This window comes from Salinivibrio sp. AR640 (assembly GCF_001995405.1).
In the GTDB taxonomy this organism is placed as follows: Bacteria; Pseudomonadota; Gammaproteobacteria; order Enterobacterales; family Vibrionaceae; genus Salinivibrio; species Salinivibrio costicola.
The window spans coordinates 16,031-40,264 of sequence record NZ_MUFD01000005.1 but is presented as its reverse complement, the minus strand read 5'-3'; the positions used below and the strand labels follow the sequence as shown (position 1 = coordinate 40,264).

At 49.6% G+C, this 24,234-nt stretch carries 19 protein-coding genes and 1 tRNA gene; 2 read left to right on the top strand and 18 right to left on the bottom strand.

All coding sequences use genetic code 11. From position 1 onward, the window contains the following. Positions 1-82: 82 nt before the first annotated feature. From hupB to BZG75_RS04350, 6 genes are all read right to left on the bottom strand, one after another. Positions 83-358, bottom strand: a complete 276-nt coding sequence (hupB, locus tag BZG75_RS04375; protein WP_077460346.1) for a nucleoid-associated protein HU-beta — start codon at positions 356-358, stop codon at positions 83-85. 186 nt (positions 359-544) lie between these two features. After that, positions 545-2,917, bottom strand: coding sequence for an endopeptidase La (gene lon / locus BZG75_RS04370; protein WP_077460345.1), 2,373 nt, complete (start codon positions 2,915-2,917; stop codon positions 545-547). Positions 2,918-3,055: 138 nt separating this feature from the next. Continuing rightward, complete coding sequence (clpX, locus tag BZG75_RS04365; RefSeq protein WP_077576279.1) at positions 3,056-4,333, bottom strand: ATP-dependent protease ATP-binding subunit ClpX; 1,278 nt, start codon at positions 4,331-4,333, stop codon at positions 3,056-3,058. A 144-nt stretch (positions 4,334-4,477) separates the two neighbouring features. After that, entirely contained in the window at positions 4,478-5,101 is a 624-nt protein-coding gene (gene clpP, locus BZG75_RS04360; RefSeq protein WP_021022248.1) for an ATP-dependent Clp endopeptidase proteolytic subunit ClpP, read from the bottom strand. A gap of 277 nt (positions 5,102-5,378) precedes the next feature. Beyond that, positions 5,379-6,683, bottom strand: a complete 1,305-nt coding sequence (gene tig / locus BZG75_RS04355) for a trigger factor (protein ID WP_077576278.1) — start codon at positions 6,681-6,683, stop codon at positions 5,379-5,381. A 340-nt stretch (positions 6,684-7,023) separates the two neighbouring features. Beyond that, positions 7,024-7,100 (bottom strand) — tRNA-Arg (locus tag BZG75_RS04350). 298 nt (positions 7,101-7,398) lie between these two features. Between BZG75_RS04350 and folD the strand changes: the two genes are divergently transcribed. Then, complete coding sequence (gene folD, locus BZG75_RS04345) at positions 7,399-8,259, top strand: bifunctional methylenetetrahydrofolate dehydrogenase/methenyltetrahydrofolate cyclohydrolase FolD (RefSeq protein WP_077460343.1); 861 nt, start codon at positions 7,399-7,401, stop codon at positions 8,257-8,259. A gap of 109 nt (positions 8,260-8,368) precedes the next feature. Here folD and rfaH read toward each other — a convergent pair whose 3' ends face one another. Together rfaH and BZG75_RS04335 are read right to left on the bottom strand one after the other, a co-directional pair. Further along, on the bottom strand, positions 8,369-8,869 hold the full coding sequence (gene rfaH, locus BZG75_RS04340) for a transcription/translation regulatory transformer protein RfaH (protein ID WP_077460342.1): 501 nt from the start codon (positions 8,867-8,869) through the stop codon (positions 8,369-8,371). A gap of 160 nt (positions 8,870-9,029) precedes the next feature. After that, positions 9,030-10,085, bottom strand: coding sequence for a response regulator (locus BZG75_RS04335; RefSeq protein WP_077576277.1), 1,056 nt, complete (start codon positions 10,083-10,085; stop codon positions 9,030-9,032). Between the two features lie 508 nt (positions 10,086-10,593). Here BZG75_RS04335 and BZG75_RS04330 point away from each other — a divergent pair. Beyond that, positions 10,594-11,193 carry a Yip1 family protein gene (locus BZG75_RS04330; protein WP_077460340.1) on the top strand — a complete coding sequence of 200 codons (600 nt, stop codon included), beginning with the start codon at positions 10,594-10,596 and terminating at the stop codon, positions 11,191-11,193. Between the two features lie 55 nt (positions 11,194-11,248). Here BZG75_RS04330 and purF read toward each other — a convergent pair whose 3' ends face one another. The 10 genes from purF to BZG75_RS04280 form a co-directional block, all read right to left on the bottom strand. After that, entirely contained in the window at positions 11,249-12,763 is a 1,515-nt protein-coding gene (gene purF / locus BZG75_RS04325) for an amidophosphoribosyltransferase (protein WP_077576276.1), read from the bottom strand. Positions 12,764-12,794: 31 nt separating this feature from the next. Further along, on the bottom strand, positions 12,795-13,292 hold the full coding sequence (locus tag BZG75_RS04320) for a CvpA family protein (protein ID WP_021022877.1): 498 nt from the start codon (positions 13,290-13,292) through the stop codon (positions 12,795-12,797). 61 nt (positions 13,293-13,353) lie between these two features. After that, entirely contained in the window at positions 13,354-13,911 is a 558-nt protein-coding gene (locus tag BZG75_RS04315) for an SPOR domain-containing protein (protein WP_021022876.1), read from the bottom strand. Positions 13,912-13,923: 12 nt separating this feature from the next. Further along, on the bottom strand, positions 13,924-15,174 hold the full coding sequence (gene folC / locus BZG75_RS04310; RefSeq protein ID WP_077576275.1) for a bifunctional tetrahydrofolate synthase/dihydrofolate synthase: 1,251 nt from the start codon (positions 15,172-15,174) through the stop codon (positions 13,924-13,926). A 65-nt stretch (positions 15,175-15,239) separates the two neighbouring features. Continuing rightward, a complete protein-coding gene (gene accD, locus BZG75_RS04305) occupies positions 15,240-16,172 on the bottom strand; it encodes an acetyl-CoA carboxylase, carboxyltransferase subunit beta (RefSeq protein WP_077576274.1) in 933 nt (310 codons plus the stop codon). A 116-nt stretch (positions 16,173-16,288) separates the two neighbouring features. Continuing rightward, positions 16,289-17,125 (bottom strand): tRNA pseudouridine(38-40) synthase TruA, encoded by an 837-nt coding sequence (truA, locus tag BZG75_RS04300; protein WP_077460335.1) that lies wholly within the window; start codon positions 17,123-17,125, stop codon positions 16,289-16,291. A gap of 137 nt (positions 17,126-17,262) precedes the next feature. Beyond that, the gene (locus BZG75_RS04295; protein ID WP_077576272.1) at positions 17,263-17,820 is read right to left on the bottom strand and encodes a FimV/HubP family polar landmark protein; all 558 of its coding nucleotides are present in this window, start codon (positions 17,818-17,820) and stop codon (positions 17,263-17,265) included. A gap of 11 nt (positions 17,821-17,831) precedes the next feature. Beyond that, the gene (locus BZG75_RS15525) at positions 17,832-21,626 is read right to left on the bottom strand and encodes a FimV/HubP family polar landmark protein (protein ID WP_131825131.1); all 3,795 of its coding nucleotides are present in this window, start codon (positions 21,624-21,626) and stop codon (positions 17,832-17,834) included. 280 nt (positions 21,627-21,906) lie between these two features. Beyond that, positions 21,907-22,920 (bottom strand): aspartate-semialdehyde dehydrogenase, encoded by a 1,014-nt coding sequence (locus BZG75_RS04285; RefSeq protein WP_021023109.1) that lies wholly within the window; start codon positions 22,918-22,920, stop codon positions 21,907-21,909. Beyond that, the gene (locus BZG75_RS04280; protein ID WP_077576269.1) at positions 22,917-24,071 is read right to left on the bottom strand and encodes a 4-phosphoerythronate dehydrogenase; all 1,155 of its coding nucleotides are present in this window, start codon (positions 24,069-24,071) and stop codon (positions 22,917-22,919) included. Before BZG75_RS04280 ends, BZG75_RS04285 begins: the two co-directional genes overlap by 4 nt. Between the last annotated feature and the right edge of the window lie 163 nt (positions 24,072-24,234).

Sequence of the window (24,234 nt, the reverse complement as noted above, 5' to 3'; positions counted from 1 at the left end):
CGAATTATACGCGGTTGTTAGTGGCTTTGCAGCTCCAACACCCTGTCAAACGCGAATAATTCGGCACGACCTCACGTGATAATTACTCGTTTACCGCGTCTTTTAACGCTTTACCGGCTTTAAAGCCCGGTACTTTTGCAGCAGCGATATCAATTTCAGCACCGGTTTGCGGGTTGCGCCCCTTACGTGCGGCACGTTCGCGCACTGAGAAGGTACCAAAACCGACGAGTGCGACTTGATCACCTGACTTGAGTGTGTCAGAGACAGAGTCTACGAACGCATCCAGTGCTCGCCCCGCCGAGGCTTTAGAAATATCAGCACTCTCTGCAATATGATCAATCAGTTCCGACTTATTCACTTTTTCATCCCCTTAAATAACTTCTCCGCAAATCCTATGCGCATTGCGGTTTCAATAACAGACGCTTTGTCGACGCAAGACGTTGTAAGCAACTGCCTGCCCCATGCAGACAGTACGCCAGAGCAACGTTAGCGAGCAAAAAAAACGCTGACAAGCCTTTTGCGGTCTGTCAGCGTTTTACGTTGCTTAATTTTGCTGCATGTCACTCTTTTCAGCGTCAACTAGCTCAATCCCAAGCGGATTATTCACTAATGCAATGGTTAACACGTCATCAATCCATCGTACTGGATGAATCGATAATTCTTCTTTCACATTGGCTGGAATGTCTTCCAAGTCACGCTCATTTTCTTTTGGAATCACCACCGTTTTGATCCCACCGCGCCGTGCCGCTAGCAGCTTCTCTTTCAATCCACCAATCGGAAGCACTTCGCCGCGCAGCGTGATTTCGCCAGTCATCGCCACGTCGGAGCGCACTGAGTTACCCGTGAGGCTTGAGACCAAAGCTGTACACATCGCGATGCCCGCGCTGGGGCCGTCTTTCGGTGTCGCACCTTCTGGAACGTGCACATGGATGTCACGCTTTTCATAGAAGTCGCTATTAATCCCCAACTTATCGGCTCGGCTACGCACAACTGTCATGGCCGCTTGCACCGATTCTTGCATCACATCACCCAATGAGCCGGTATGTGTCAGTTTACCTTTACCAGGCATGGACTCGGTTTCAATCGTTAACAGATCACCGCCCACTTCGGTCCAAGCGAGACCGGTAACTTGACCGATACGATTTTGCTCATCGGCTTTACCATAATCGAAGCGACGCACACCCAAATAGTCGGATAGATTGTCATTGGTGACCGTGACTTGCGTTAGATCTTTATCGAGCAAAATTTCTTTAACCGTTTTACGGCACAGCTTAGAAATTTCACGCTCTAGATTACGCACGCCCGCTTCACGAGTGTAGTAACGAATAATGCCGATAATCGCCGAGTCTTCGATAGTGATCTCGTGCGGCTTCAAACCATTCCGTGAAACTTGTTTATCCACTAAATGACGCTTGGCAATATTCAATTTTTCATCTTCGGTGTAACCCGATAGACGAATCACCTCCATCCGATCCAACAATGGACCAGGGATATTCATCGAGTTCGATGTTGCTACAAACATTACATCAGAAAGGTCATAGTCCACTTCTAAGTAATGATCGTTGAAGGCGTTATTTTGTTCGGGATCCAACACTTCTAACAACGCAGAGGAAGGATCGCCACGCATGTCAGAGGAGACTTTATCGATCTCATCCAACAAAAATAGTGGGTTACGCACGCCAACTTTTGACATTTTCTGGATCAATTTACCGGGCAACGAACCGATGTAGGTACGACGGTGACCTCGGATTTCCGCTTCATCGCGAACCCCGCCCAGTGCCATACGGGTATATTTACGTCCCGTCGCCCGAGCGATAGATTGCCCCAAAGACGTTTTACCGACCCCCGGAGGACCGACTAAACAAAGAATCGGACCTTTTAGTTTTTTCATCCGGTTTTGAACCGCAAGATACTCCAAAATCCGGTCTTTGACACGCTCAAGGCCGTAATGATCGGCATTCAATACTTCTTCAGCGCGCGCTAAATCTTTCTTCACTTTCGAGCGTTTCGCCCAAGGTACGCTGATCATCCAGTCAATATAACTGCGTACCACTGTGGCTTCGGCAGACATCGGCGACATCATTTTAAGCTTTTGCAGTTCTTGCTCGGTTTTTTCCCGTGCTTCCTGCGGCATTTTTGATTCTTCGATTTTCTGCTTCAGCGTTTCAAACTCATCCGGCGCATCGTCTAGCTCACCCAGTTCTTTCTGGATGGCTTTCATTTGCTCGTTGAGATAATACTCGCGCTGGCTTTTTTCCATCTGTTTTTTGACGCGACCACGGATCCGCTTTTCGACTTGCAGCAAGTCAATCTCAGATTCCATCATCGTCATCAGATATTCCAGACGCTCGGAAATATCAACAAGCTCAAGAACTTGTTGCTTATCTTCAAGCTTAAGCGGCATATGGGCCGCAATGGTATCGGCGAGACGGGCCGCCTCTTCAATCCCATTTAGCGACGTCAGTACTTCCGGCGGAATCTTTTTATTGAGCTTAATAAAGCCTTCAAACTGGCTGATCGCCGTCCGTACCAGGACTTCTTGCTCGCGCTCATCCAAACTTGGCGTGGTCAGATAATCAGCTTGCGCGGTGAAGAAATCGTCTTCACTAAACTGGTCAATACTTGCACGCTGCATCCCTTCGACCAGAACTTTTACCGTTCCATCTGGAAGTTTAAGAAGCTGTAGGATGGTTGCTACCGTACCAACGGTATATAAATCTGAGATACTTGGGTCATCGGTTGCCGCATCTTTTTGCGCCACCAATAGAATCTGCTTATCGTTGTCCATCGCCGCTTCAAGGCAGCGTATCGACTTTTCCCTTCCCACAAAGAGCGGGATCACCATGTGAGGATAAACCACCACATCCCGAAGTGGCAGCACCGGAATGTCAATGCGCTCGGAACGCTCCAAGTTCATATGCTTCTCTCTTCCGTTCAATCTGATTAAGAGTATATGGGGTCTGTTGGACAGGTTTCAACGGCTCAACCGTCAGAAAATAAAAAAGGGAGTGATAACTCCCTTTTTTCTTTATCGCTGATAAAACAAGTGAAAGCGTTATTCACCGCCTGCGGCTTGATTCTCAGTGTGCTCATACATCAATAGAGGTGCGGATTCGCCTCGGATCACTGAGTCATCAATGACGACCTTGGTCACCCCTTTCATGGATGGCAGATCATACATAGTATCTAGCAGCACAGATTCCACAATCGAACGCAAACCTCGTGCACCTGTTTTGCGGGTCATCGCTTTTTTGGCGATCGCACGTAGGGCGTCATCACGGAACTCAAGCTCGACACCATCCAGCTCAAGCAGCGCACTGTATTGTTTGGTGATGGCATTTTTTGGCTCACGCAAAATCTGTACGAGTGCGTCTTCGTCAAGCTCTCTAAGCACAGCAGTCACTGGCAAACGGCCGATAAACTCAGGGATCAGGCCATATTTAACCATATCTTCTGGTTCTACTTTACCGAAGAACTCATCGACTGACCGTTCAGTCGCGCCTTTTACTTGCGCGCCAAAACCAATGCCAGAGCCGGTATCAACACGCTGCTCTATCACTTTGTCTAGTCCTGCAAACGCACCACCACAAATAAATAGAATTTTCGAGGTATCAACCTGGAGAAACTCTTGTTGTGGATGTTTACGTCCACCTTGTGGCGGGATCGATGCAACCGTTCCCTCGACCAGTTTAAGCAGGGCTTGCTGTACGCCTTCGCCAGAAACATCACGGGTAATCGATGGATTATCCGATTTACGTGACACCTTGTCGATTTCATCGATATACACGATGCCGCGCTCTGCTTTAGCGACGTCGTAGTCACACTTTTGCAGCAGCTTTTGGATGATATTTTCGACGTCTTCACCCACATAACCGGCTTCGGTTAATGTCGTTGCGTCAGCCATCGTAAATGGCACATCCAAGAAGCGGGCGAGGGTTTCAGCCAGCAGTGTTTTACCACTCCCTGTGGGGCCAATCAGCAGGATATTACTCTTACCTAGCTCCACGCCCTCGGCGCTTTTATCGCCGTTTCGCAAGCGTTTATAGTGGTTGTATACCGCAACCGAAAGCACTTTTTTGGCTTGCTCTTGGCCAATGACATAATCGTCCAGATGCTCGCGAATTTCGCTTGGCGCAGGCAAAGAATCACCTTCACGCTTCGGCATCACTTCTTTGATCTCTTCACGGATAATGTCATTACATAGGTCAACACATTCGTCACAAATGTAGACCGATGGCCCAGCAATTAACTTGCGAACTTCGTGTTGGCTCTTACCACAGAATGAGCAGTAAAGCAGCTTTCCGCTTCCACCGTCTTTTCGCTTGTCTGTCATTCGCTAACCTCTTTGGGGCACTTGCCCGTCGTTGCCTTATGTTGAGTTTACAACAAATCGGCCACTTTTTCCGACCCAACAACCATCAAGCCTTGGCTAATGAGCGAAGTTTGTCTCATTTCAACGCTCTGCGGCGAATTGGGTTTAGTCTCGTTGACTCAATACGGCGTCAACTAAGCCATAGTCCACCGCTTCTTGCGCCGCCATGAAATTATCACGGTCAGTATCGCGCTCGATCACTTCCATCGGCTGGCCAGTATGTTCAGCCAATATAGTGTTGAGACGGTGCTTCGTTTTGATCATTTCCTGCGCATGAATTTCAATATCAGACGCCTGGCCTTGGAAGCCCCCTAGCGGCTGGTGAATCATCACGCGCGAGTTTGGTAAACAATAACGCTTACCTTTGGCGCCACCCGCAAGCAGGAAAGAGCCCATCGAACAGGCTTGGCCTGTACATAAGGTGCTCACGTCCGGTTTAATAAACTGCATGGTGTCATAAATCGCCATCCCCGCAGTCACCACGCCGCCTGGTGAGTTAATATACAGATAAATGTCTTTTTCTGGGTTCTCAGATTCCAAGAACAGCATCTGCGCCACAATCAAGTTCGCCATTTGGTCTTCCACTTGCCCTGTCAGGAAGATAATGCGTTCTTTGAGTAGGCGAGAGTAAATATCGTAAGAGCGCTCACCGCGCGAGGTTTGTTCCACCACCATAGGGACAAGGGCGTCCGTAATGGGTGGCATGGCATTTCTATCTTGATGGCTCATAACGTAATATCCCTAATCGAATTTGTTATCACTCTTGCCTTAACCAAGGTTTAGCACAAAATGCTGTAACAGGTCACTAAAATCTTATATCGGTGTATGCAGCTTGATGATCCATCGAGAGTTTTTACTTAAAAACAAGGCTCTCTAACGTCGATTGGCTTCATCACCATTGCGACCAATAGATGGAAAAAATGGCCCGAATGACAAGTCATTAGGGCCATTGTAAGCAGATACGTTTACGCAGTGTCAATAAAACACAGACGTTTTTTAATCCGAATTACGCTTGCTGAGAAGCGTTCATTAGATCACTGAAACCGACTTCAGCTTCAGTAACGGTTGCTTTTGCTAATAACGCATCGATCGCTTGCTCTTCAAGCGCAACGTTACGCATATTTTCCATCAGCTTCTCGTCTTTTTCATAGTAAGCGACAACTTCTGATGGGTCTTCATACGCAGACGCCATTTCTTCGATCAATGCTTTAACGCGCTCATCATCGGCTTTAAGCTCTTCAGACTTGATCACTTCGCCAAGCAGTAGGCCGACGCTAACACGACGCTTCGCTTGCTCTTCAAATAGCTCACGCGGTAGCTGAGAAGCGCTATCCATGTTGCCACCAAAACGTTGTGCCGCTTGCTGACGCAATGTGCCAATTTCTTGGTCAATCAAGGCTGACGGTACGTCGATTTGGTTTTGCTCAACCAGACCGTCCAGTACTTGTTCTTTTACCTTGTTTTTGATCGCTTGCTTGAGTTCGCGGTCCATGTTTTTGCGTACTTCCGCTTTCAGGCCTTCAACACTGCCATCTGCAATGCCGAAGCGCTGAACGAATTCTTCTGTTAGCTCAGGCAGCTCTTGCTCTTCAACTTGATGCAGTTTAATCGCGAACTGAGCCGCTTTTCCTTTCAAGTTTTCAGCATGGTAGTCTTCAGGGAAGTTCACGTCGATGGTGAATTCTTCGCCCGCTTTTTTGCCAACAAGACCGTCTTCAAAGCCTGGGATCATGCGACCCTGACCCATTTCTAGCTGGAAGCCTTCGGCTTTGCCGCCTTCAAATTCTTCACCGTCGATGGTGCCGACGAAGTCCAGCGTCACACGGCTGTTATCTTTCGCTTCGCCTTCTGCTTCTACCCAGCTCGCTTGTTGCTTGCGCAAGGTGGTGAGCATTTCTTCAACGTCGCTTTCTTGCACGTCCGCTTTTGGCTTTTCGACGCTGATCGCGTCTAGGCCTTGTAGCTCAACCTCTGGATACACTTCAAAGTCAGCTTTAAATACCAGATCTTTTCCTGCTTCGTTCTCTACAGGGGTAAAGGTTGGTGCGCCCGCTGGGTTCACTTTTTCTTGGATCATCGCTTCAATAAAGTGACGCTGCATCACTTCGCCCAGCACGTCTTGACGCACGGTAGCACCGTACATACGTGACACCATTTTCAATGGCGCTTTACCTTTACGGAAACCATCAAAACGACGATTCTTAGCGATATTGCGTAGCTCTTTAGTGACTGCATCATCGATATTGGCAGCAGGCACTGTGATGGTCATTTGGCGCTTAAGGCCTTCGGTGGTTTCAACGGTAACTTGCATTATAAATTTAACCTCAAATTTACTCAGGGGTACTGAGTGATGTTTACCAGTTTGACTGGTGGCATCATCCGAGCTATGAGTCCGTCATAGCCCCTGCGAATCCGGATACACGCAATTGGCGTATCGAGCTATCTCATCCGAGACTGAAAATTAAGACGCGCTATTATAGCGGCACCCGTCAACTGAGTCGAGACAAGGGGCAACCGATGGCGTTTCAATATCGAAATTGGGGTGATATCTCACAATTCAACCGCGTAAGATCACAGATTTTACTGTTTTATGCGCGATTGATTATTTTCAGAGCACTCAGACAAGGCAAATACGGGGAGACGCATAAGAATGGCGCGCCCTACAGGATTCGAACCTGTGACCCACGGCTTAGAAGGCCGTTGCTCTATCCAACTGAGCTAAGGGCGCAATAACGATATGCAGCGTGGATTATAAAGCGACGTCAGGTCCCGTCAACGCTTTTCCCTAAAATGTTGACCTAGTTGCTCAAAACCGCGCCATTTTATTGTCAATCACCGTCTATCGCTTTTTTGGGCCACTTTGCCAACCTAATGACGCGAAGGGCTAGACAATGACGTGATATTCTCTCTCAATAGGATATCTGGCATATTCCGCCATCAAAACCAAAGCAAACGTTTGCGTAATAGCTTTTAGCCGCGATTTTTGTCACAATACTGACGAATATTGCTTTAGCCAAAGGATAGTTATGGCCGCACAATTGATTGATGGAAAGCTGATCGCGCAAACGGTGCGTCGTGAGGTCGCTGCACGCGTCGCCGCCCGCACAGAGGCAGGTCGCCGCGCACCTGGTTTAGCCGTTATTTTGGTCGGCTCGGACCCTGCATCACAAGTTTACGTGGGGAGTAAACGCCGAGTCTGTGACGAAGTCGGATTTGTATCACGCTCCTATGACCTCCCAGCCTCTTGCTCACAGCATGAGCTACTCTCGTTGATTGACACTTTGAATGACGATGACTGCATTGATGGTATTCTCGTTCAACTGCCGTTGCCGGCGGGGATTGATGCCACGTCCGTATTGGAACGAATCCGCCCAGATAAAGATGTAGATGGTTTTCATCCTTTTAATGTGGGCCGCTTGTGCCAACGTATGCCGACACTACGCTCGTGCACGCCGAAAGGAATTATTACTCTTCTCGATCGTTATAATGTACCGCTACGTGGTAAACATGCTGTGGTTGTGGGAGCATCCAATATTGTCGGTCGCCCGATGACGTTGGAGCTGTTGCTCGCCGGCTGCACCACCACCACCTGCCATCGATTTACCCAAGATTTAGAAACGCATGTTCGACAAGCCGATGTGCTCGTGGTTGCGGTCGGTAAACCTAAGTTCATCCCTGGCGATTGGATAAAACCCGGGGCAATCGTGATTGATGTGGGCATCAACCGCATGGATGACGGTAAATTAATCGGGGATATTGAGTACGATGTCGCGTATGAAAGAGCCAGTCATATCACCCCTGTTCCTGGCGGGGTCGGCCCTATGACAGTCGCCACCTTGATTGAAAACACACTCATGGCGTGCGAGCAGTATCACGACGTTGGCTAGCATCACAAGGTGGCGAAGTCAATTTGATTAGCTTTCACACATTGATTTCGCCCATCTTTTTTGGCCTGATACAACGACCTATCGGCACGTTCTACGACGCGTAAGTCGCTTAGCATGACGCTTTTATATCTGAGTTATTGATCCGTAATTCTGTTTGTTGGTTGAGTATTTTGATTAAAAGGATACAGCGTTTTTCGCCGTCTTTTTCTTTAAAAATCGCTTCAGCCCCGGCAAACTGGCCACTCTCAACGGTTACTTTTTGACCAGGCTTGAAGCCTTGATACAGTAATTCTCGTTGCTCATCACTGTCTTCCATCATCATCAAGTGTTGAATTAATTGAATATCGACGTGGATTGGCTTCGCACCTTGGCGAACAAAATCAACAACGCCACGTGTAGAGCGAACAGACGTGTATTGAACCCATTCAGGATCAAAACAAGCAAAGATGTAATTCGGAAAGAGCGGTTCTTCAACTTGCCGGTATTTGCCTCGACGCAACTTTTCGACTGTGACTATCGGGTAGTAACAGTCCACGCCTTGCCGCTTCAAGTTTTGTTCCGCACGTTGTTGTTCCGTGCGTTTACAATAAAGTAAATACCAATGTTTCATGCCGATCTGTCCCTGATATCTATCGAAGGTAAGGTAACAACCCATCCAGAGCGACGTGAGTATACGGATGTAAATCATCACCAGCAAGCAGAGCGGGACGTGCATCGCTTGAACTGGTGATATGGAGATGACGGGACACCACAATCATTGATGGCCTATATTAGGCAATCTTTTGAATATCAACGCTAAAGCTATTCAGGCCGACTTCGTTTAAAGACACACGCGCATCGCCTGATTGCATATCCACAGTTTGGAATTCACTGCTAAAGGCATCGCGACCTAGCCAATGCTCACTACGAACTAATTTCGTGGTTCCGCTACTATCAATCGTGGCTTTTAAACCTGCTGGCAGAATATCAAGTTGGCTATCAACCATGTTTAAGACACCAAACATGGCACGGACCGGTGATGTATAAGCCGATGCACGAATCGCATCTTCAATCCGTTTTACCAGCGTCAGGAATCCGCGTTCATTCACATCACTTGAGCGGACAAAATCATTAAAAAAGGCCCGAATCATCAAAGTCGTTGCCGTCCCATCTTCTTCAGCTGACGCTGAGTCAACTACATAGAACGCCATTTTCCCGCCGAGCAGCCAAGCATAATCGAGCACAATAGGGTTGGCGTCTGCCGATTGCAGCGAGTGATATGACAAACGCCACGCGCCTTGTTGTGAGTCTGGATCAGGCATCAACCCCATCAGCAACTCTCGCGCACTGCCAGGATTATGACGTAGCGCATCAAGGTGCCATTTTAGTTCGCTTTCTGAGGCGCCTTTGTCCGCATCTTCACTCACTTTAAACCACTGTTGACTAAAGTCATCACTGGCATGCACATCATCGTTGGCATCATCAATCACCGCTTCAATGGCTTTTTTAACCGATTTGATGTCTTCAATGGGCTTGAGTAAAAAATCCTTTACTCCAAAGCGAAGCGCCTGGGCAACGTCGGCCATGCCTCCGGTACCTGAAATCACAATCATGGGCAGCATCGGGTATTCGAGGCTCACTTCCTCAACGAACTCAAGCCCCGTCATGACCGGCATGGAAAGATCGCTGATCAGTAAATCAGGGATGGATTGCCTCAATGCTTGTAGCCCTTCTAGCCCATTTTCTACTTCACGGACCGTCGCACCTTCTCTTTCAAGAAACGAGGCAATCATTCGACTAAAGACGGGATCATCTTCAACAATTAAAATATCTTTACTGTGCAACACGACGCTCTCCTCCCGGACTGCAAAGCAGCGGCTGTTTTAAATCGCTCTGTACTAATCGTAGCTGAACTCAGACACCCCGTGCCTGCTTATGATATTTAATTTGATAGCGAACAATAAACAGCTGTTTAAAATAACAATTTTATCAATATAAACGCACATGCATCTTAACGTACAACAAGGAGTACGATAAAAAACACTTAAAAATCAGCAACACTCCAGGGTACGCCACTCTGTATTAAAAGTGAGATGTTCAACAATTAATACATGACAATCATCACATAATGCATATTTTCCTCGCTTTATTTCCGAGCGACTTCGCCCTTTGCCTCGTGAGGAAGGTTGTTATAGCGCACAAAACTTGCCAATTATGATGTCAAGAGCTATTCGTTAGGTAAGGAAAGAAGATTTGGGCATCTGTCTTCGCACAGCCGAGCTAGCCGTTACCCAGCTGTCGTGCGCCGACCATTGCACCTTTGTTTATATTTAGGGAATAACGAGCGGGGTTACTATGATTTTAGGTCACTTAGTCGGGTTATATACCCATCCCAAAAAAGAATGGAAAACAATTGGCGAACGACACGAGGGCGTTTCAAGTAGCATCGGACATGCGCTATTGTTGGCGTTGATCCCACCTGTGTGTGCCTACTACGCGAGTGTCAATATCGGCTGGCAAATCGGCGCGGGAGAGCCCATTTTCATGACGCCACAAAGCGCGCTTTTTATTGCCAGTGCCATGTATTTAGCGTTACTCGGTGGGGTTGCTGCCCTTGCCTACCTAACCTTGTGGATGAGTCGAACATTTGGCTCTGCGCCTAATTATACGCAATGCCTTGAGCTGGCCGCCTACACGGCGACGCCGATTTTTATGGTCGGGCTTGCAACGCTCTATCCGGTGGTATGGTTTGTCATGATTGTCGGCTTGATCGGTGTCGCTTATTCCGTTTATCTGCTGTATACCGGCGTGCCGATACTCATGGAGATCCCTGAAGAGCGCGGTTTTATTTATGCAAGCTCTGTCGTCACCTGCGGCTTAGTCCTGTTGGTCGCTATCCTTGCCGCCTCCGTGATTCTGTGGAATGTCGGCATGGGGCCTGTTTTCACACACTAAGGCCTTCGCTCGCTAAAAAGACAAATACGCCGCGATAATCTCGCGGCGTATTTGTTTAATCTTCGTTATGTATCTCTAAGTTCGCAAGCTCTTGTTGCTGCTCTCGTACAGTTTTAGCATCATCACTACGTAAGCTTTGTAAATACTCGAGGTACGCCTGATCCACATCTTGGGTGACATATTCGCCACTAAACACCGATGTTTCGAAGCGCTCAATCGCTGGGTTAGCCTCACCAACAGCGGCGACGAGATCAGGCAGATCTTGATACACCAAGCCATCGGCACCAATTAATTGGCCAATTTCATCCACTTCGCGACCATGAGCAATCAACTCGTTGGCGCTCGGCATATCAATGCCATAGACATTGGGGAAGCGTACTTCGGGGGCCGCGGAGGCCATATAGACTTCTTTGGCGCCTGCTTCACGTGCCATCTCGATGATCTGCTCTGAGGTTGTGCCTCGCACGATCGAATCATCGACCAAGAGTACGCGTTTGTCTTTAAACTCTGAACGGATGGCATTGAGTTTACGACGTACGGATTTTCGACGCATCTGCTGCCCCGGCATAATAAACGTACGACCTACGTAGCGATTTTTAACAAAGCCTTGGCGGTAGGGTTTACCTAGCACTTGCGCAATTTCTAACGCGATATCACAAGATGTCTCAGGGATAGGAATGACGACATCAATATCCACGTCTTCCCACTCGCGCTGAATTTTAGCGCCAAGCTTTTGACCCATACGAATACGGGCCCCATAAACGGATACTTTATCGATAAATGAGTCGGGACGAGAAAAGTAAACGAACTCAAAGATGCAAGGGTTAAGACTCGGTGAGTCCGCACACTGACAGGTATGAAGTTGTCCCTCTAAGGTGATATAAACCGCCTCTCCGGGTGAGACATCACGCACGAAATCGAAACCCACGGCATCCAATGCAACGGTTTCAGACGCAACCATATACTCGGTACCTGTTTGCGTATCGCGCTTCCCTAAACAAAGCGGGCGAATGCCTTTAGGATCACGAAAAGCGATAACGCCATGCCCAATCACCATTGCCACAACGGCATAAGCGCCGGAGACTTGTCGATGGACCGCTTTCACCGCGGTAAACATATCATCAACAGTAAGAGGATGAGAAGTCGCAGTCGACAGTTGATGGGCAAGGACATTGAGGAGAATTTCAGAGTCAGACGTTGTATTAAGGTGACGACGATCTTTTTCAAATAAAGATTGGCGCAACGCCTCAGCATTGGTCAAGTTACCATTGTGGGCGAGAGTAATCCCATACGGCGAGTTGACATAGAAAGGCTGTGCTTCTGATGCACTAGAGCTGCCCGCTGTTGGATACCTTACATGCCCTATTCCAACCTGGCCTTGCAAGCGCTGCATATGCTTCAGTTGGAACACATCCTGGACTAACCCATTGGCTTTTCGAAGCCGGAAACGATTGTCATCGATAGTGACAATGCCGGCTGCATCTTGTCCTCGATGTTGAAGCACAGTCAGTGCATCGTAAATGGACTGATTGACCGGAGTGTTACCAACGATTCCAACAATACCACACATGTCAGCGATTCCTTGTTACGCGAATATCAGCCTAAGATCCTGCGATCTCAGGTAAGAAACTGGAACTGTTCTCGAGATAGTGGAAGAACCATTCGATCACTACCGCAAAGTTAGGAATAAGTTGCGATTGTCCCCACGCTTGGTTGTTAGCGACCGATGTAAAGGCATCGAGGAAGAAAAGCACCGCCGCGATGATTAACACGCCGCGCACACTGCCAAACACCATACCAAGCACTCTATCCGTGCCAGACAATCCCGTTTTTTCTACTAACTGGGCAATCACATAATTGACTACTGCGCCGACCAATAAGGTGGCAATAAACAACAAGGCGATGGCACTACCATTACGGATAACCGCATCTTGGATATTGGTCAAATACACCGCTAGCTGCGTGTAGAATTGGCTGGCAATAAAAAACGCTCCAAACCAAATCACTAATGACAAGGCTTCTTTTACAAAGCCTCGAATCACACTCACTAACGCCGAAAAACCAATGACGCCAATAATAAGATAATCAATCCAATTCATCGTATTCACTTGCTCGAGACGTGCGCATTCTAACAGAAAAAATGCTCACGCAAACGTTTTCTTATTGGGTAAGTGGGTCAAATTTGCGCAACTGTCCTTTCAATCCTGTCAGCGATTGCAGATCAGTCAGTTGCGATTCGAGTGTGGTTTTAGAAACATGTGGCCCGACGACCACTTTTGCTAAGTCACCGGGTTGAATGTCTCTGGGTAAGATATGTGCTTGATACCCTTTGTCACGTAATTGCTTAACCAAGCGACGAGCATTCTCTTGGTTACGGAAGGTCCCCAAACGGATCATCCATGCGCTGTCTCCGTCGTTGACTGACGCTGTACTTGATGGCGTGGGCGTTGGGTCACTTTTTTCCGTCTCAGCCTGCGCATTTGTGTCAGCTGAACGCGTATCGTTTACCTGGGTATCGGGCGCTGTCACCTCAATCACCTCGGGTTCTTCAACCGGCATTTGGCTCACTGTGCCATCAAAGTCATCCCGCAGGGGGATGCTTTGATAGTTTTCTTGGTAATGCTCTTTTTTGCCATCGAGCACATCAGGTAGCACTATCACACCGATAGAGACTAACACTAGGGTGCCGACCACTCTTTTTTGTAACTTACTGGCCACAATGACTCCGTTTTAATTAAGCGTTTCCATCACCTGCCCAACGGTATGGAACGACCCAAATACGACCACACAGTCTCGCTCAGGTTCAGCCTGACTCAACGCATGTTGATAGGCGTCACTCGGTGAGCTGAATTGCATTGATGCCACCACCGGCAATTTATCGGCTGACGCGCCACGAGGTACGGCTAAAGAAGCGGGGTACCAGCAATCCACAATGCCATCAAAACAGGCTAAGGTACCCTCTATATCTTTGTCTGCTAACATCGCCACCACAGCATGCACGCGTCCTGTCAATCTCGCTTTTTGCTCAGCGAGTTTCTTTGCTAGGTAAGCGGCAGCATGCGGATTATGGGCGACGTCAAAAATCGTGTAAGGGGCGTCAGCAATAACTTGCATCCGACCAGTAACCGCGACAGACGCTAATCCCTCAGTAATGTGTGTATCAGCAATGTCGAGGTCAGCGACGCCCAGCGCCATTAAAGCCGTTGCCGCATTTTGTAGCGGAATAGCCGGAATAGGTAGCTCTGTCAGTTCAAAAGCACCGGCCGCCCAACGCCACGTATCGCCTGTCATGGCATAGTGGTACTGATAGCCTAACTGATTTAATTGCGCGCCAATCGCATCAGCATGCGCAGCAACACTCGCAGGTGGCGCAGGCTGACCACATATCGCCGGTTTATCTTTCCGGAATATGCCTGCTTTTTCATAGCCAATCTGATTAATGTCATTGCCCAGCCAATCACAATGATCGAGCGCGAGACTGGTGATCACTGATACGTCATGATCCACCACATTGGTGGCATCTAAACGGCCACCGAGACCCACTTCGAGGATCACGACATCAAGCGCATGCTGTTTAAATAGCTGTAACGCGGCTAAGGTACCAAATTCAAAAAAGCTCAGACTGGTTTGGCCACGTGCCTGGTTAATTACCTCAAACGCTTGAGTATGCTCACTATCGGCCAGCACGTCGCCATTGACACGGACCCGCTCATTGTAATGAATAAGATGTGGTGAGCTGTAAACCCCCGTACGGTAACCCGCGTGCTGTAATATTGCCTCTAATAAGGCGCAGGTGGTCCCCTTGCCATTGGTCCCTGCAACGGTAATCACTTTAGGCGCAGGCTGGGTCAATTGGGCGTGCTCCGCAACTGCCGCGACGCGTTCAAGGCCAAGATCGATGGCACTGGTATGGATATTTTCTAGATAAGACAGCCACGTATCCATTGAGGATGTGGCTGTTGGATGCTGTAGTTCAGACATTGACTTGGTCAGTTACTCGATGATGGGCAAATGATACCAAGGATAACGCCATGGAACACGGTCAATTATTGCTCTTGAGAGGAAGGTGCCACTTCAGGCTCTTCTGGAGGTTGAGGTTTATCTTGCTCAACATCGACGACTAATGGCGACTTAATGTTACCCAGCTTCGCCAATAGGCCCGCCAAACGCTGGCGCATCTCACGACGATCAACAATCATGTCGATCGCACCATGCTCAAGCAAGAACTCACTGGTTTGGAAATCGTCTGGCAGATTCTCGCGTACGGTTTGCTCAATGACACGACGGCCAGCAAAACCGATAATCGCTTTTGGCTCTGCGACATTAATGTCTCCGAGCATAGCAAAGCTCGCGGTCACCCCACCGTAAGTTGGATCAGTGAGTACCGAGATGAATGGCAAGTTGTGACGCGATAAACGCTCAAGTGCCGCACTGGTTTTCGCCATTTGCATCAATGACATCAAGGCTTCTTGCATGCGCGCCCCACCACTGGCCGAAAAACACACCAGGCCACAATGGTTTTCGATCGCGTGCTCGACCGCTTTAACAAACCGAGCGCCGACGACTGCGCCCATCGAACCGCCCATGAACTTAAATTCAAACGCACAAGCAATCACGGGCACGTCTAGCACACTGCCTTTCATGACCACGAGTGCATCTTTTTCCCCACTGGACTTTTGCGCGGCTGACAGGCGATCTTTATACTTTTTCGAATCACGAAATTTTAATACGTCTTTAGGCTCCAGTTCACCGGCAATCTCTTCACGTCCTTCAGGATCCAAAAAAACATCCAGACGACGGCGTGCTGGCATACGCATATGGTGGTCACACTTGGGACAAACTTCCAAATTACGTTCGACATCAGCGTGATAAAGTACTTGATCACACGACGTACACTTGGTCCAAACCCCTTCAGGGATCGACGCCTTGCGTGATGAACCAATATTACTTTTGGTTAATATTTTCTCTAGCCAGCTCATGGACAACCTTTACTTAGTCATGGCTATCACAATTAGACAACCATCTTGGATTCGTAACAAATTAGACCGAATTAAATCACAAGTCTGCCAGACTTGGGATAAAAAACTGGTACTACCTATTCTGTCTCCGTACGCTTTGCGCCGAGTATGCTCTCGGATTCCATCACCTGATCGGGCAAAAACAAAGGCCCTATCGGCGGGCGTGGTAAGCCATATTGATCCGGATAATCCACCTCGACCAAATACAAACCTTCCGCTTTGGCCGTCGCGGCCGCCAAGGTGCGATCTTTCTGTGCCAGTAGCCATGCGATCCACTCTGGCGGCTGTTCTTTACGACCGACAGCCATGAGGCTGCCCGCGATATTGCGCACCATGTGATGCACAAAGGCATTCGCTTTTATATCGATCACGATAAACCGCCCCTGACGCGTGACAGATAAATGCATCACATTCCGCCATGGCGAGTGAGATTGACATTGTGCCGCACGAAATGACGAGAAATCATTCTCACCTAGTAAGTACTGACCCGCTCGCGCCATTAAGGTTTCATCCAACTCGCTATGATAGTGACTGACACCTTTACCCAGTATCGCTGGGCGCAAAGAGTGGTTGTATATCACATAGCGATAGCGGCGTGCTGTCGCACTGAATCGCGCATGAAAATCGTCTGGAACAGGCGTGGCCCAACGTACGGCAATCGCATCAGGCAAGTTTGCATTCACTCCCATCGTCCAGGCTTTTAATGGCCGTTGGCTATCGCTATCAAAATGCACCACCTGTCCGGTGCCGTGGACTCCCGAATCGGTACGCCCCGCACATTGTACTGCCACAGGGTGATTAGCGACGGTCGACAAGGCTTTTTCCAAGTGTTCTTGGACACTGGTGACTTCTCGTTGCCTTTGCCAACCGTAAAACTGGGCGCCGTCATATTCAATGCCTAACGCGAATCTCATGCCTGTGCCTTTTTAGTTACTGCTCAACAAGGCGCAGCATTATACCCATAAAGCCGGCCTGTTGCAGGTCTTAACATCGACTGTCTATTCTGAGGCCTAATAAGCAATCAGGTAGCCTGTGCTACCTGATTGTGGTGTTACCTAAGTTGTTCAAGCAGTTGCCGAGCCTCTTGCTGCAAGGCCTTATTGCCTGACTGAATCACTTTTTCTAATAAGGAAATCGCGCCATCCATATCATTCATTTCCAAGTAAGCTTTCGCCAAGTCGAGATTGGTCGATGCCTCTGTGCTGGCGGTGTCGCCATCAACATCAATCGCACTAATGTCTTCTAACACATCAGGGAATTCATCCAACCCTACGTCAAGGTTCATCTCCGCCTTGTCGGGATCAATATCTGGCGTCGAGCCGTCATCGCGCATAAGCTCTTCGATACTAATGTAGTCGTCACCTTCCTGCTCTTCGCCGATAAGTTCACTTTCAGCTTCACCCTCACCGAGCAGATCATCATCCAAGGCCTGTTCCAGTTCAAAGGTTTCAAGCGAGGCCGGATCAATGGCGGGTTGTTGGCTCCAATCTTCACTTTCGGCTTCTGGCTCTGGCTCATTATCGGCTTGCCAAACCGCTGCTTCTTCGTCGGATAAAGCGGAAAGATCGAGAGGCTCATCGTCATCGGATTCCGATAGCAAGGCCTCCATATTCAGACCACCTACCTGGTGATCATCGTCATCCAGATCACTGATATTGCGTGTATCGCGCTCGGGCGCCTCAGAGGTTGGCGCATTGTCTTGCTGCTCATTGAGATAAGACTCGAGCTCTCGTTGTTCGTCGAGTGCCGCCCCTCTGGCTCTGGCTCTGGCTCTGGCTCTGGCTCTGGCTCTGGCTCTGGCTCTGGCTCTGGCTCTGGCTCTGGCTCTGGCTCTGGCTCTGGCTCTGGCACGCTATCAAGTGCAGCTTGTTCTTCTTCGTCAACCGGTTCTGCATCTGCCAGTGCGGCTTCTTCGTCATATTCAGGCAGATTGGTTAAATCGAGTAAATCTTCCTCTTTAATATCATCGAGGTTTTCGCCTTGATCAGGCTGCTCGTCGGCGACGGGCGCGTCATCCTGTGCATCGTCGTCAGTATCGGGCTCTGCAGTGTCATCGGCTGGCGCTTCGTCCTTGTCATCTTGTGCGTCGTCCTCAGTCTCGGATCCCGCAGTGTCCTCGGCCGGCTCTTCAGGTGCAGTGTCGGGTGTGTCTTCAACCTCAGCGGCGTCATCCGATTCAGCCGTTTCTTCGGGATGAGCGTCTACTGGCTGATCATTCGCGATTGGCTCTTCGCCCACGTCATCCTGTGCATCGGATTCAGCGGTGTCATCGGCTGGCTCTTCAGGCTCAGCGTCGAGTGTGTCTTCAACTTCCGCGGCGTCATCCGGCTCAGCCGTTTCTTCGGGTTGAGCGTCTACTGGCTGATCATTCGCGATTGGACCTTCGTCCACGTCATCCTGTGCATCGGATTCAGCGGTGTCATCGGCTGGCGCTTCGTCCGTGTCATCCTGTGCATCGTCCTCAGTCTCGGGCTCTGCAGTGTCATCGACTGACTCTTCAGGCTCAGCGTCGGGTGTGTCTTCAACCTCGGCGGAGTCATCCGATTCAGCCGTTTCTTCGGGTTGAGCGTCTTCTAGCTGATCATTCGCGATTGGCTCTTCGTCCACATCATCCTGTGCATCGTCCTCAGTCTCGGGCTCTGCAGCGTCATCGACTGGCTCTTCGGGCACAGTGTCGGATGTGTCTTCAACCTCGGCGGCGTCATCCGGCTCAGCCGTTTCTTCGGGTTGAGCGTCTACTGGCTGATCATTCGCGATTGGATCTTCGTCCGTGTCATCCTGTACGTCATCGTCAGTCTCGGGCTCTGCAGTGTCATCGGCTGGCTCTTCAGGCTCAGCGTCGAGTGTGTCTTCAACTTCCGCGGCGTCATCCGATTCAGCCGTTTCTTCGGGTTGAGCGTCTTCTGGCTGATCATTCGCGATTGGCGCTTCGTCCACGTCATCCTGTGCGTCGTCCTCAGTCTCGGGCTCTGCAGTGTCATCGACTGACTCTTCAGGTGCAGTGTCGGGTGTGTCTTCAACCTCAGCGGCGTCATCCGATTCAGCCGTTTGTTCGGGTTGTTGGTCTGCTAGCGACTCGTCGGCGACGGGTGCTTCATCTGTATCGTCCGGAGCGTCAGCTTCGACGGTGTCATCCGGCTCAGCCGTTTGTTCCGGTTGTTCCGGCTGTTGGTCTGCTGGCGACTCGTCGGCGACGGGTGCTTCATCTGTATCGTTCTGAGCCTCGGCCTCGGGTTCCGCGGTATCCTCGGCTGACATTCCATCCGTATCATCCTGAGCTTCGGCCTCGGGCTCTGCAGTGTCATCGGCTGGCGCTTCATCCGTGTCACCCTGTGCATCGTCGTCAGTCTCGGGCTCTGCGGGCTGTTCTGCTTTACGGGGATCAGGCTCTGGTTCACCCTCTGATTCATAAAGCAGTTTTTCGAGTTCCGCTTCATTAGGATCGCTGTCTTCAGCTTCTTCCCATAGTGCAGGATCATCTTCCTCCGCAAGTGGATCGGATTCGTCGTCGTCACCTAACACTTCCTCCAACAAGGCGTCAGAGTCTTCAAGGTGCGGATCATCGTTGTCTAATACTTCATCCAGTAAAGCATCACTGCTTTCATCAAACTCAGTCTCCGTATCATCTTGATCATTCAACCAGCTATCATCATCGTCATCATCATCACCGACAAGCTCATCAAGAAGCTCGGTCGTGTTGTCGAGCGAAACGCTGTCTTCGTCGTCATCATCTGATAAATCAATTTCTTGGCTGAGATCTAACGCTGGCTCATCGGCAAGGGCTGAGTCAAATAATGCATCATTCGGTGCTTGCTCTTCCGACGCTTCGCTTGATTCAGGATTATCATCCGATGTCGCCTCAGTATCACTCTCTACGTCTGCTTCTGATTCACGCGTGGACTCAGAGGGTTCCTCCGGCGCAGATTCAGTGCCCGATTCCCCGGCGAGCAAGGCATCAATGTCATCTACATCACTGTCGTTACCTTCTTCTAGCGCTTTCGCCCACTCTGCTGCAAGCGCCTCGTCTGCACTCATTTCCTCTTCAGGGAGGGCTGCGTCGTCGGTTTCACTTTCGCTGCCGGTCGACGTTTCGGTATCGGCAGGCGGTGTATCCGCCAATTCATCTAACGCACGCTCCATGTCCTCGAGTCCAATGGCATCGTCACTGGTTGGCGCAACGCTCGATTCGTTACCAGACATGTCGTCCAGTTCATCGTCAAGATTGAGATCATCAAGGTCCGTGTCATCACCGAATACCGTGTCATCACCAAATGCCACGTCTTCATCACTACGACCATCCTCAGTGATCTCTAACTCATCGTCAGATTGATCTTGGTGACTCTCCCCTTCCTGCTCATCTTCAGGATCGGGCACCATGATAACCGGCATATCATCTAGCTCATCATGGTCGAGTGAGGCGGGCTCGTCATGCTCTTCGTTTTGTTTCTTACGACGCGCCAAGAAGAAGAAAACCCCACCGGCAATTAACGCGCCAGGAATGATCGCGAACATGGCGAGCAGGAGTGGATTATCCAATAAAGAGTCGACCGCAGAGGGAGGCTGCGTCTCTTGTTTCGCCTGCTGCTGACGTTGTTGTTCTAGGAAAGCACGTATTTCCTGATTCAACTCGTCATCACTGCTCATTTTTTCTTTCAGCGCATTCAGTTCGTACTGAACTTCGGATAAGCGCACTTTGAGCACATGATTACTCTCAACCAAGCGGGTCATTTCTTGATCTGAGTTTTGTAGCTGCGATTGCAACGTTTCTACCACTTCAGGTTGTGGTGTCTCAGGCTCACTCGCGTCAGCGTCCTGTGCTTGCTCTGTTTCTGAGGCGCTTTGTTGCGATTCTGGTTCAGCTTGCTCGGGTTCGACTTGCTCTGATGCTTGAGCGTCAGGCTGGGTGACTTGATCACTCAATGGTGTCGTCGTTTGTGCTTGCTTACGTGCGTCATCAATTTCAAGACGATTTACGACATCTTGCGTACTTTCTCGTTCGATTTGCTCCAAGGTTGGCATCACTAATGTGCTACCTGGCTGCAAGCGATGGATATTATTATTGGCAAACGCGTCGGTATTGAGACGGAAAATCGCGCCCAATGTTTGGTAAACACTGACTTGTGTATTGGGACGCATTTGCGTCGCAATCGACCACAAGGTTTCGTTTGCACCTGTTGGGCCATATTGCTGCGCGGATTGCACCGTAGGCGGTTGTTGTGCGGATGACGACTCAGTCGTCATTTCCTCTTGCGGGCCCAGAATACGAATGGCCGCCTCGACCGGTAAGGTAGACACACTGACGAGACTGATCGCCAATAACCCCACGACGGCAAGAAGATGCCGCCTCACTGTGTGCGAGATTATCGTCAATCGCGTTTGAGAAGAAGACTGTTCACTTTGCTGTGCGTTGGACACACCCGCACTCCCTATGGCAGAAATGGCCTCACTAAATATCTAACTATATCGGAAGCCATGCGAAAAACTGTAGTTTGATGATATAAAAGTGTGTTGTGCGATCAAACTGTGGGCGCTCTGCCTCAGTTTTGCCTCGATGATAGCATGCCCACACTTCGCGTATCGTCATCTGTGCAAATTTAATGCCTAAAAAAATACCCCATCAACGGATGGGGTATCAATCAAACTGACATGGTGATGCGTGGACCATCACGCTCTTGTCATCGTCACACGCTGTCGATTAAAGATAATCGCGCACTAAGACTTCAGCAATTTGTACCGTGTTGGTTGCGGCACCCTTACGCACATTGTCAGCAACCACCCAGAGGTTTAAACCATTTGGATGGCTAATGTCGTTACGGACCCGTCCCACAAGCACCTTGTCTGATCCCGTCCCTTCTTTGACTTGGGTTGGATACTCTTCGCCTTCAAAGACTTCAATATGCTCGTGCTGGCTAAGGATTGCCATCGCCTCTGTTGCGTCAATGGGTTGACGGCATTCGATATGCACCGCTTCTGCATGGCCATAAAAAACAGGCACACGCACACAAGTAGGGTTAACCCCAATCATCTCATCAGCGAAAATCTTTTGCGTTTCCCACACCATCTTCATTTCTTCTTTGGTGTAGCCGTTATCCATAAATTGATCGATCTGAGGCAAGCAATTGAAAGCAATTTGTTTGCTATAGAGCGAAGGTTCGGCATCTTGGCTATTGAGTAGTTTCACCGTTTGGCCCGCGAGTTCGTCGACACCCGACTTTCCAGATCCTGACACCGATTGATAGGTAGAGACGTTAATACGTTCGATCCCCACGGCGTCGTAAATGGGTTTTAATGCGACCAGCATCTGAATCGTTGAGCAATTGGGATTTGCAATAATATTGCGGTTACGAAAATCACCAATCGCGGCTGGATTGACTTCCGGCACCACCAAGGGCACATCGAAATCATAGCGGAATTGTGAGGTATTATCGATCACCACCACTCCTGCTTCTGCGGCAATAGGCGCCCAATGTGCGGAGGTTTGCGCGCCTGCCGAAAACAGGCCAATTTGAACTTGGGTCCAATCAAAGGTGTCGACGTTTTGCACACGCAAACTTTCGCCTTTGAAGGTAATGGTTTCACCGGCACTGCGCTCGCTGGCAAGCAGGTGGAGAGTGCCAATAGGAAAATCGCGCTCTTCTAAAATGTCGATAATGGTACGGCCTACCGCACCTGTTGCGCCCAAAACCGCAACATCAAATGCTTGTGTCATGCGTGCTCCTCAATACTAAAGCCCAGCTTAGCCAGCGACTGTAACCCGAAATCAGCGTGTCCGGCTACCGTGATCGCACTGTACTCACGTCGATCCCAGTAATTTTTTCGTAATTGGTCAAAGGCTGTACGCTGTGCCGGTTTGTTCTCCCCTGCTTGTGTCATCGCTCGGCGAAAATCACTATCGTCGCGACGGATATCATAAACAAGTTGGGTTAACGCCATAAGATCAGTCTGCTGCCAAGGCGCGGCTAGTTGCACAGAAGGAATGGGCGCTGTCGGCAATAGATCGGCGGCGTCAGCGCGCTGTGGTAACGATAAATGTTGGCATAAGGCATTAAACACCATGGTGGTACCGCGTGCTTTTCCTTCCAATCCATAGCCAGCGATATGTGGCGTTGCAAAGGTTAGCCGTTCGACCAAAGCAAGATCGACCTCGGGCTCATGCTCATACACGTCCAAAACTGCATCCATATCGCCTCGTGCCAGCCGTGTCTTAAGCGCTTGATTATCAACAATCGGGCCGCGTGCGGCATTAATCAAAATGCTTCCCGGTGCGAGTGCATTTAAACGAGCGTGATTCATCAAATGATGAGTAGGGTGCTCACCAGTCGACGTCAGAGGCGTATGAAAGGTCACCACATCCGATTGTACAATCAGCGTATCAATATCCACCATATCCGCGCGATTCTCACGCGCCTGACGCGGCGGATCGCAGAGCAAGGTTTTAATGCCCAGTGCAGCTAAACGATCAGCTAAGTAACTCCCAACGTGACCGACACCGACAATACCGACGGTTCGGTCGGTCAATTTAAATGCTTGCTGTTGCGCCAACACCAATAAGGCACTGATCACATATTCCGCGACCCCAACTTTGTTGCAGCCCGGCGCTGCCGTGGCATATACGCCTTGTGCTTGCAGTGCATCAAAATCAAGGTGATCTTCTCCCGCGGTAGCCGAACCGACAAAGCGTAATTGCTTGGCATCTTTAATCAACGCGTGATTAACATGCGTGACACTGCGCACCAACAAAGCGTCGGCATCTTGGATATCTTCCGCACCGATCGCCCGGCCAGGTAAGGCAACGACTTCACCTAATTGGCTAAACAATGCCTGGGCATAGGGCATGTTTTCATCTACAACTATTTTCACGGTCAGCATCCTGTTTTTAACGTCGCGTACGAGCGCTGAAAAATAACGCCCATTGTATCGCCCTACCTGTAAGAAAACATCCGCCAAAAAGCATGCCCCCACGTCGGGCCAATAATAAAAAACCCGGCCGTGGCCGGGTCCATTGAGAACCTGAAAATAAGCG